This is a genomic window from Rossellomorea aquimaris, assembly GCF_003315075.1.
Lineage (GTDB): Bacteria > Bacillota > Bacilli > Bacillales > Bacillaceae_B > Rossellomorea > Rossellomorea aquimaris_C.
Genome location: NZ_QNRJ01000028.1, coordinates 30956 through 41000, shown reverse-complemented (window position 1 = coordinate 41000; position 10045 = coordinate 30956). Strand labels below are relative to the sequence as shown.

Here is a 10045-nt window from a genome sequence, read left to right as displayed (position 1 = left end):
CGTGTTTGTCAAGAGCGATTGCGGCGACCAAGAACCTTACTTTGGGGTTAAAGATAGTGCCCTTTACAACTTTTCATAAGTTTTTTGACACTACCAACACATTTTAAGAGTAACGGAAAGTATTGAGGTCCGTCCCTCTATTACATAATTATACCAAGGTTAAACCCGTTTGAAACCTTCACCTAACACCTCTGAAGCGTCCATTGTGACGACGAAAGCAGATGGGTCAATGGTTTTGACCAGTTGTTTCAGTTTTGTGAATTCTGTTTGATCGACCACACACATAAGGATCGGGCGCTCATCGTCCGTATAACCACCGTATGCAGATAGTTTTGTCACACCACGATCAATTTTATTCAGGATTCCTTCACGAACTTCTTCCTGTCTGTTTGTAATAATAAGTGCCATTTTTGAACGGCTGATGCCGACCTGGACTAAATCAATCGTTTTACTTGTCACATAGAGACCGATAAGAGCATATAAGCCACGTTCGATATCAAACACGATCGCAGCAGAAAGAACAATCATCCCATCGATCAGCGCGACACACGTTCCCAAGGACAACCCGGTGAATTTGTTTACAATCTGTGCTGCCAGGTCCGTCCCTCCTGTAGACGCTTTACCTCGAAAGACGATTCCCAACCCCAGTCCTACACCAATTCCGCCGAATAAAGCGCCCAGCAGGGGATCTTCCGTCCACGGCTTCCAGTCTTCTGATAAATATACGACCAGCGGCAGGAAAACCGTACCGATGGCTGTTTTCACGCCAAATTGAAGACCCAGGAAGATTAACCCTGCAATAAACAACGGAATATTAAATGCCCACTGAACAAAGGCAGGCTTCCAATCAAATACACCTTTCAGGATGGTCGATATCCCACTTACCCCTCCTGAAGCCACCTCATTCGGCAACAAGAACACATTAAACGCAAGGGCCACAATCGTTGACCCCACCACAACAAACAAATACTCTAACAACTTCTCTTTCCGCGGATTAAATGCCTGCCCACGACGCCTCTCTTTCAAACCCATCCAGTACGACTCCTTTAACCTATGTATTTATAGTATGAGTACAACCTCTTCCTTTATGCAGAGTATGCAGAGGGACGGACCTTTAATTGGTCATGCCGTGAACCTCTGCGGATGAAGATTACTCATAAATTTCGCTTGATATAGTTGAAATACCTATGTATGAACCAGGTGAAAATTCACTTCTCCACCCTTCAAACACGCTCTGTATCAACCTTTGAGAGTATAGCATGGGTACTTGGAGGTGTAAATGACACTTCAATAACGTGGTAAAGCATTAATAAGTTGGGGCGTTATGGTGGTGAGGGACGGACCTTGAATAGTGCGTTGCTTCACAGCTGAATTTCTGATTTCTGCAACAGTGAATTGGATTCCGCTTTCTGCAATAAGTGATGATACCGGTAGTCTGCGTTTGCTTATTCGTGTATGTAAACGATATTCTTTGCTCATTTTTATACATATAATGGAAGGAACGAATCGCTTTTTGAGGTCCGTCCCTCAAAAAAAAGCTGGATCCTCCAATTAAATGGAGGATCCAGCTTGGGTATGGTTATTGAATTTTGGAACGAAGGTATGCGTTGATGAATGGGTCGATGTCTCCGTCCATGACGCCTTGTACGTTTCCTGATTCTGTGTTGGTTCTGTGGTCTTTGACCATGGAGTATGGGTGGAATACGTAGGAACGGATCTGGCTTCCCCATCCGATTTCCTTTTGCTCTCCACGAATTTCGGCAAGCTCCTGCTCCTGCTCTTCGATTCGCTTTTGGTAGAGCTTCGCTTTCAGCATTTTCATGGCTGACTCACGGTTCTTGATCTGAGAACGTTCAGATTGGCAGGTTACCACGACATTCGTCGGTAAGTGAGTGATACGGACAGCCGAGTCTGTCGTATTGATGTGCTGTCCACCGGCGCCACTTGCACGGTACGTATCGATTTTAAGGTCTTCCGTACGGATTTCGATCTCGATTTCTTCATTAAACTCAGGCATGACTTCGCAAGACACGAAGGAAGTGTGACGACGCCCTGAAGAATCGAATGGTGAAATACGAACAAGACGGTGAACGCCTTTTTCAGCCTTTAAGTAACCGTACGCATTGTGACCTTTTATGGCAAGGGTCACACTCTTGATGCCTGCTTCATCTCCAGGAAGATAATCAAGGGTTTCTACTTTGAAACCTCGTTTTTCTCCCCAACGAGTGTACATACGTAGAAGCATAGAGCCCCAGTCCTGAGACTCGGTTCCACCTGCCCCGGGATGCAGTTCAAGAATCGCGTTATTCTTATCATGTTCTTCGCTTAGAAGAAGCTGAAGTTCGTAGTCATTTAATCGTTTGACCAAATCAGCCAGTTCCTCTTCAAGGTCATTTTGAAGATCTTCGTCCGGTTCTTCTTTGATAAGTTCAAGTGTAAGCTCAAGGTTTTCATGGGATTCAACCAATGATTTGTACTCATTTACAAGATCCTTCAAACCGTTTCCTTCATTGATTAACCCTTGGGCTTTTTGCTGGTCATCCCAGAAGTCGGGTTGAACCATGATTTCGTCAAGCTCTTGAATTCTGGCCTCTTTGTTTTCTAAGTCAAAGAGACCCCCTGAAGTCCGCTAATGTTTTAGCTGATTTTTCTAACTCTGCTCTGATTTCTGATAGTTCCATGAGTGGTCACCTCTATAGTTATTTGGGTTGAACATTTGGATTTTGTTGTTTGTATCTGGTTCCACGAAATGTACCTTTTACAATAATTTCTCTATACCAGGCCATAAAAAACGGAAAAGTACCTGGCGCTTATTTTATCAATATAAGCGCCAGGTAGCATCTCTTTTATTTATCCAGTTATGCCGTGGCAGTGTTTGTATTTTTTGCCGCTTCCGCATGGGCATGGTTCGTTGCGCCCTACGTCTTCTTGCTTGCGGACTGGTTGTTTCTTAGCCTTGCCGCCTTCTTCTTTCGGGTTCACCGCTTGGCCTTTGGCTACTTCCTGACGTTCAAGATTGTTGCGGATTTCAGCTTTCATGACGTATTTCGCCACGTCTTCTTCGATTGCGAGTACCATGCTTTCGAACATGGCGAATCCTTCATGCTGGTATTCACGCAGTGGGTCGGTTTGACCGTAGGCACGAAGGTGGATACCTTGACGCAATTGATCCATTGCATCGATATGGTCAATCCATTTCGTATCAACAGCACGAAGCAGGATGACTTTTTCAAACTCGCGCATTTGCTCCGGCGTAAGTTCTTCTTCTTTTTCATCGTAACGGTGCTTCACATCTTCATAGATCAGATCCATCATTTCTTCAGGCTCTTTACCGCGAAGATCATCAACTGTCACGTCGTTTTCAGGAAGAAGATTCGCGTTCACATAATCAACGATGCCCTGAAGGTTCCAGTTTTCCATGTCTTCTTCTGCTGTATGGGCTGCTACCTGACGTTCGATGGCTGATTTGATCATTCCCTCAACGATTTCACGAAGGTTTTCTGAGTCGATTACTTCATAACGCTGGTTATAGATGATTTCACGTTGTTGACGTAAAACATCATCGTATTGCAGAAGCTGCTTACGAGCATCGAAGTTGTTTCCTTCCACTCGTTTCTGAGCCGATTCTACAGCACGGCTGACCATTTTACTTTGGATTGGCTGAGTATCATCCATTCCAAGGCGTTCCATCATGCTCTTCATATTGTCAGAGCCGAATCGGCGCATCAATTCATCTTCCATGGAGAGATAGAACTGGGTCACACCAGGATCACCCTGACGACCGGAACGTCCACGAAGCTGATTATCGATACGGCGTGATTCATGACGCTCGGTACCAATAACGGCAAGACCTCCACGTTCGATGACGCCTTCTCCAAGCTTGATATCCGTACCACGGCCGGCCATGTTTGTCGCGATGGTAACGGCACCAGGCTGTCCAGCTTCTAAAATAATTTCCGCTTCACGGCCATGATTTTTCGCATTTAACACATTATGGCGTACGCCTTTTTTCGTCAAAAGTTTAGAGATGAGCTCTGACGTTTCAACGGCAACGGTACCAACCAGTACAGGCTGTCCTTTTTCGTTACGTTCTTTGATATCCTCGACTACAGCAAGGAACTTCCCTTCGATAGAAGCGTAAATCAAATCGGCACGGTCATCACGAACGATTGGCTTGTTCGTCGGGATCACGATGACGTTCATATTATAGATATTACGGAACTCTTCTTCTTCCGTTTTCGCCGTACCGGTCATACCGGAAAGCTTTTCGTACATACGGAAGTAGTTCTGGAACGTAATCGTTGCCATCGTCATGCTTTCGTTCTGGATTTCAAGACCTTCTTTTGCCTCGATCGATTGGTGAAGTCCGTCACTGTAACGACGACCCTTCATCAGACGTCCCGTGAACGAGTCAACGATGACGATTTCACCTTCCTGAACCACATAATCCACATCACGGTGCATGCTGACGTGAGCTTTTAATGCTTGATTGATATGGTGGTTAAGGGTTACATGTGAGATATCAAACAGGTTATCAATGTGGAAAGCTCTTTCCACTTTGCTGATCCCGTCTTCCGTTAATAGAACACCTTTTGTTTTTTCATCGTATGTGTAATCTTCATCTTTTTTCAGGGTACGTACGACGGCATTGGCCTGGATATAAAGCTGAGGCGTACGTTGTGCGTTACCGGAAATGATCAGAGGTGTACGGGCTTCATCGATTAAGATCGAGTCAACCTCATCAATTACGGCAAAATGAAGAGGACGCTGCACCATTTGATCTTTGTACAGGACCATATTGTCACGAAGGTAGTCGAATCCGAATTCGTTATTCGTACCATACGTGATATCCGCTTTGTATGCTTCACGTTTTTCGTCTTTGGACATCGAGTTTAAGTTCAGACCTACAGAGAGCCCCAGGAAATTGTATAACTTGCCCATTTCCTCGGCATCACGGCTGGCCAGGTATTCGTTGACTGTGATCACGTGAACGCCTTTTCCTGTGATCGCATTTAAGTAAACAGGCATAGTCGCTGTCAGCGTTTTACCTTCACCGGTTTTCATCTCGGAGATATTACCGCCATGCAAGGATGCACCACCCATAAGCTGAACGCGGTACGGGTATAAATCCAGTACGCGGCGAGCCGCTTCCCGTACGACAGCGAAAGCCTCAATCATCATATCTTCCAGGTCTTCACCCTTTTGATAGCGTTCCTTGAATCGTTCCGTTCTTTCACGGATTTCATCATCCGTCAATCGCTCCATATCGGGACCTAATTCTTCTATTTGATCAGCCAGTTTTTCAAGCCTCTTTAATTCTCTTTTATTCGCATCGAACACTTTGTTTAATAGACCAAGCATGTATAAACGCTCCTTTATCTGTGTTTAAATGAGAGCCGAACGTCACCTTACTAGTATAACGATATAAAATGAGATTTGGATGTGAAATTCGTGTAAATTGTCACCACCATCCACTTCCAATCACTCTACTTACCATTCGCTACAAAAACCAAATATCCTCCCACAAAAACACGATATATTCCCTACCAATCTTACCACTATCCTATATGGGTTACAACTCAAGGAGGGACGGACCTCTCGATCACAGCTCTTTCAAAGGGTGGATGATACACTATCACACGGTATTCCTCGTTTGCTCATGAGATGCGGGATCCGTACCTGTAGAAATGGCGTCGATTCAGGTACGAGGGACGGACCTCACCTACTACATAAATCCGTCTAGAGTTGGCGACTTTATTGCAATTCCACATATAATTGGTGGAAAGTGAGGTCGGTCCCTCAAAAACAGTCCCTCAAAAACAAAAAAGCCGTCTATGCAGACGACTTTTAGGTGTTGTGTATTTGAATGGTCAGGCTTTTGTTGCTTTCAGGAGTTCGTAGACGGTGTCCTGGTAGCTTTCCCAGATTTGTTTACTTCGTCTGGAGATGCTGTTGGCGGAGACATCGAAGTAATCTGCCAGTTCTTTTTGGACGTGGCGGATATTGATTTCGTCGATGTTTTTCGCCAAGTCCACCAGTGCTCCGGAGTAGATTTTCGGATTTCGGATCGTTGGGCGCTCTGTGTAGAAGTATTTTTCCAATACGGCTACGAGCATTTCACTTTCTTTTTTGTCTTCCCCTTTTTCAGTGAGGAATTTTTGAAGGGATGTGATCGCTTCAACGTATTCCGGGGTTTTCCAGATTTCTACTCCTTCGATCGCTTCTTCGGATTGCTTATCCGAATCCTTGGAAGTATCTGTTTCATCCGTAGCAGATGCTGCTGCTTTTCCGGCCTTCTTCTTCTCTGCACTATAAAGAACGAATCCGACATCCGCGATTTCCAGGTACTGACCTGATAAGTAATCATACAGACTCTTAAACTCACCTTGTTCAAATCGGATCTTCACCAGTTCCATCGCTGCTTTCTCAATCGCAGGATAAATGAAATATTGAGCGAATGGAAGATACGTCTCCCCATTCGGCAACAATAGCCCCAAGAAGAAACTATTCTCTTCTAACGTACCGAACTTTTCCGTTACCATCAGTACATCACCCGTGATGGCTTCTTCCACACGTAACGTATGGTCATCCAGCTTCTCTACAGTACCTGCCGTCACACGAACGTTTTTCCATGACTCCAGTACTTCAGCTGTTTGAGGACGAGTAACCGTGCTCAACTGCTTATTTACAAAGCGTTCGATCAAACGAACACCGTCAGCATCCTTTTGAGTCGCTCCGTACCAGCTGACAAATGCCATTTCATAAATATCCGGATCCGCTTGCATCAAATCCATTTTCGCCAGGTAGTGGTGATAGGATTCTTCCATCTCCGTTGACTGTGCCGTAGCAATATAATCATAGAGCTGCGCCTGAAGCACATCAAGCTCCTGACTCACCAGCGTATCTATATTCACAACATTTTCTTTTTCACAACATTTCTTATATTTTTTCCCACTGCCACATGGGCATGGTTCGTTTCTTCCGACTGTACTCATGTTTGTATTTACCTCCAACTTCTTGAGTCCCGTGCACAAATGTTCATTATATAACATTTCGAGCGTTCCTTAAACTGTTTTAGAACAAGAAAAAAGAACCAATCGGTTTTGGATTGGTTCTTCACCCTTATAAGTGGAAGTTCATCTACTTCCTGAGTGAACCTTCTTTTTCAATAATAGTAAGAAATAGATCCTGTTCTTTCCATAAAACGTCCGTCTGTTTCGCGATGACCATGCCCTCTTCTTCGCTTCCAGGCGCATACGTCCGGGGTAACTCATCCGGTAATGGCCAGACTCCTGTCATATAGGCCATTGCAAAAGGGTTTTCGTCCACTGCCCCATCCGCTTTCTCTTTCACATTTCCCTTTTCAAAGTAGATACCCATAAAAAACTCTATATAGTAAGCATACGCATAATCTTCCTTGTACCTATTCAACAGATCTTCTACTTCTCTTTTCTTCCCTGTAGCTATTAATAAAGGAATCAATTCATATCGTACACCCTGATTATCCTCAGCATTCAACTTCATCAACTGCTTCATATAATGAATCGCCTCATCATATCTGGAAGCATCCTTCATAGCAAGGGCAAGGTTAAAGGTCAATCTCATATAAGGCCTGGTCCTGACATACTTCCAAAACGGCGTCCCATCGTGAAAACAATCCCTGATTTCTTCCTTGGCAAGTCCCATGCCTTTCTCCAGAAGCTGGAGCTTCGTTTCCATCTTCTTTTCTTTTTCAGCTAATAGATTATAAGCATCCGCGCAATCCGGATCGACTTTCAAAGCTTTTTCACAAAGGGTATACCTTTCAGGTGGCTGAGCGTCAAATCCTTCATAAATCAACTGCTGAGCTTTTTCTTTATGAGTTAACTCAGGAAGTCTGATTCCACCTTCACGAGTCTGCCTTATTACTTGATCCAGATCTACATCTTCACTTTTCTCTGTCACCACCATGATTTCCCACATCGTTTTCTCTGTCGGAGCCGGATCGTTTCCGTATCGGAACGAAAGAGAGGGTCCTACACCCTGCCGCAACATCGAAAAATCATAGGCCATCTTCTCTCCAATCGCTTCATCGATCGTATAAGAACGATTTGAAATACTTGCAGCCGAGACGTCAAAGAACGTTCCAAGTTCCTTTTGAGTAAACTGAAGAACCGGTAATACTTCGCTGCACATATAATAAAGAGCCGCCGCATAAATGCGTGGATTCCGGATTCTGGTTGACGCCGTTTGAAAATAATCATTTAAATACTTTGTGATCAAATACGCCCATTCCTCTTGATGATTATTGTCCATTACAAACGAGTAAAGCTTTCGACCAGCATTTTCTTCCAGATCATTTCTCCAAGTGAAGGAATCAACACTTAAATCCTCTTCATCGTGCATTTTTTCAAACACGGAATCGATTAATCGCAGAAAATTCTCTCTGTAAAACCCTTGCAAATCCCTCGAAGAATCTTCATAGAGATCCCCGACGATTTTTTTGGCAAGCTTCGTAATGTCGGGGTCAAAGTTGAAAAATGTAGAAAATGCCACAAACTGACCATTTTCATAAGGCATGGCAGCTGTGAACACTGTCTCTCCTATCGCAAAAGACAAATCCACTCCCTTGAATTCGAACCGTTCGCTGCTCATGAAATCCTCAACCAGCATCCTGCCACCATCGTTTTCCTTCACTTCCCCGACGACAAATGCAAATGAATCCCATCTACTTACAACGTCCCGGACTCTTGTACGGGGGATCGTGTTCAATCGTTCATTGATAAAACGTTCCAGTATAGTGCTGTGATCTTTTCCTTTAAAAGCGACCAAGAACCATGTGTAAAAAAGGAAATCCCCACCGGGTGTCTCATAATTAAAAGAACTTAGTTGTCTGGTAACCTTTTGTTTTTCCTGCTCGAGCTTCCATTCAAACCTCTCGTATGCAAAATCAAGTACATTCGCAAAAACCCGCTCCAGATCCTCAAGAATCAGATGATCCAACTGAGCGACATTCCCCCCGCCGCAACATTTTTTATATTTCTTTCCGCTTCCACAAGGGCACGGATCATTTCGGCCAACATCAGTCAACACTCTCCACCCCATTCTATTCATTATGAATCTATTATATCCCCTATACTATGACAACATACAGTGAATCAATTATAGAATCTCAAAAAAAATAGCCCTTCTCAAGATAATACCTATCCTCTGAGAAGAGCCTCTCTATTATCTGCCTTGTTTCTTCATATAATCCAACACATCCAGATCAATATAATTCTCATCCTGCGCCCGCATTTCAAAGTTTTCAGTATGAAGATAGTCTTTCAGGCTTTTATGAAGGGACTGTCTTTCTTTTGCATAGCCAAGACGGGTGAGTTCCCGCTCCACTTCATCAAGGATTTCACCTTCCAGCAATACGACTCTACCAGGCTCTGACTCTTGAAAATAGAGCTGATGCATGGAGTAGATTCGTTTCAATTCCTTAATGGGAGACACGTGATCATCCACCCTAAGATCAATGTACCGATCATTGAAGCCACCATATCCACCGTTTTCCTTCACTACTAGCAGCGCAGCAGACTGCATGCCACGGGAATCACCACCAGCGTCCTGCCCGGCATCGAGTGCATGGAGTAATCGTTCAGCAAGAGATCCGGTCGTCGACTCAAATGTCTCTGCCATCGCTTTTACCGTATTCTCATCTACTAAAATATTACCTTGAGCAGCAAAGTGTTTTCCAGTTTGTCCCCCGGCCCAATCATAGCAGCCCTCTCCAGTGAATGTGGCGGGATTCCCACATGCATCGATCAACCCAACTTGGCGTAATGGACGCTCGGGATCATCCTTTGTGATGATATCCAGCGCTTCCTCTGCAGTCTTCCCTTCCTCCATCAGTTGAAGTGCATGGGGCCCGTACGAAGTATTCGCGTAAGACTGAGTGGCCACGGCTCCCACACCCGCTTTCGCAAAAGGTACGACAGAACCAACACCGAGGAATTTGGACTGTACCGCAATCCCCCACTCTTTCTCTTCCGGGTCATAACCTACAATGGAATACGTCATG

At 44.5% G+C, this 10045-nt stretch carries 6 protein-coding genes; all 6 read right to left on the bottom strand.

The genetic code is table 11. The features are described 5' to 3' along the window. Positions 1 to 159: 159 nt before the first annotated feature. The 6 genes from DET59_RS19915 to DET59_RS19890 all read right to left on the bottom strand — a co-directional run bounded on the left by DET59_RS19915 (position 160) and on the right by DET59_RS19890 (position 10044). Positions 160 to 1032: a YitT family protein gene (locus DET59_RS19915; protein WP_181778250.1), complete on the bottom strand. Its 873-nt coding sequence runs from the start codon at positions 1030 to 1032 to the stop codon at positions 160 to 162. 547 nt (positions 1033 to 1579) lie between these two features. Then, positions 1580 to 2681, bottom strand: a protein-coding gene (gene prfB, locus DET59_RS19910) for a peptide chain release factor 2 (RefSeq protein ID WP_113971345.1) whose coding sequence is annotated in 2 segments (ribosomal slippage) — positions 1580 to 2608 and positions 2610 to 2681 — 1101 coding nt in all. Because the reading frame shifts where the segments join, the coding sequence is not laid out codon by codon here. 169 nt (positions 2682 to 2850) lie between these two features. Continuing rightward, positions 2851 to 5361 (bottom strand): preprotein translocase subunit SecA, encoded by a 2511-nt coding sequence (gene secA, locus DET59_RS19905; RefSeq protein WP_113971344.1) that lies wholly within the window; start codon positions 5359 to 5361, stop codon positions 2851 to 2853. Between the two features lie 509 nt (positions 5362 to 5870). Further along, the gene (locus tag DET59_RS19900) at positions 5871 to 6995 is read right to left on the bottom strand and encodes a YecA family protein (protein ID WP_181778249.1); all 1125 of its coding nucleotides are present in this window, start codon (positions 6993 to 6995) and stop codon (positions 5871 to 5873) included. Positions 6996 to 7140: 145 nt separating this feature from the next. After that, a complete protein-coding gene (locus DET59_RS19895; protein ID WP_181778248.1) occupies positions 7141 to 9069 on the bottom strand; it encodes an SEC-C metal-binding domain-containing protein in 1929 nt (642 codons plus the stop codon). 138 nt (positions 9070 to 9207) lie between these two features. Beyond that, positions 9208 to 10044, bottom strand: a complete 837-nt coding sequence (locus tag DET59_RS19890; RefSeq protein WP_113971341.1) for a DUF1028 domain-containing protein — start codon at positions 10042 to 10044, stop codon at positions 9208 to 9210. Between the last annotated feature and the right edge of the window lies 1 nt (position 10045).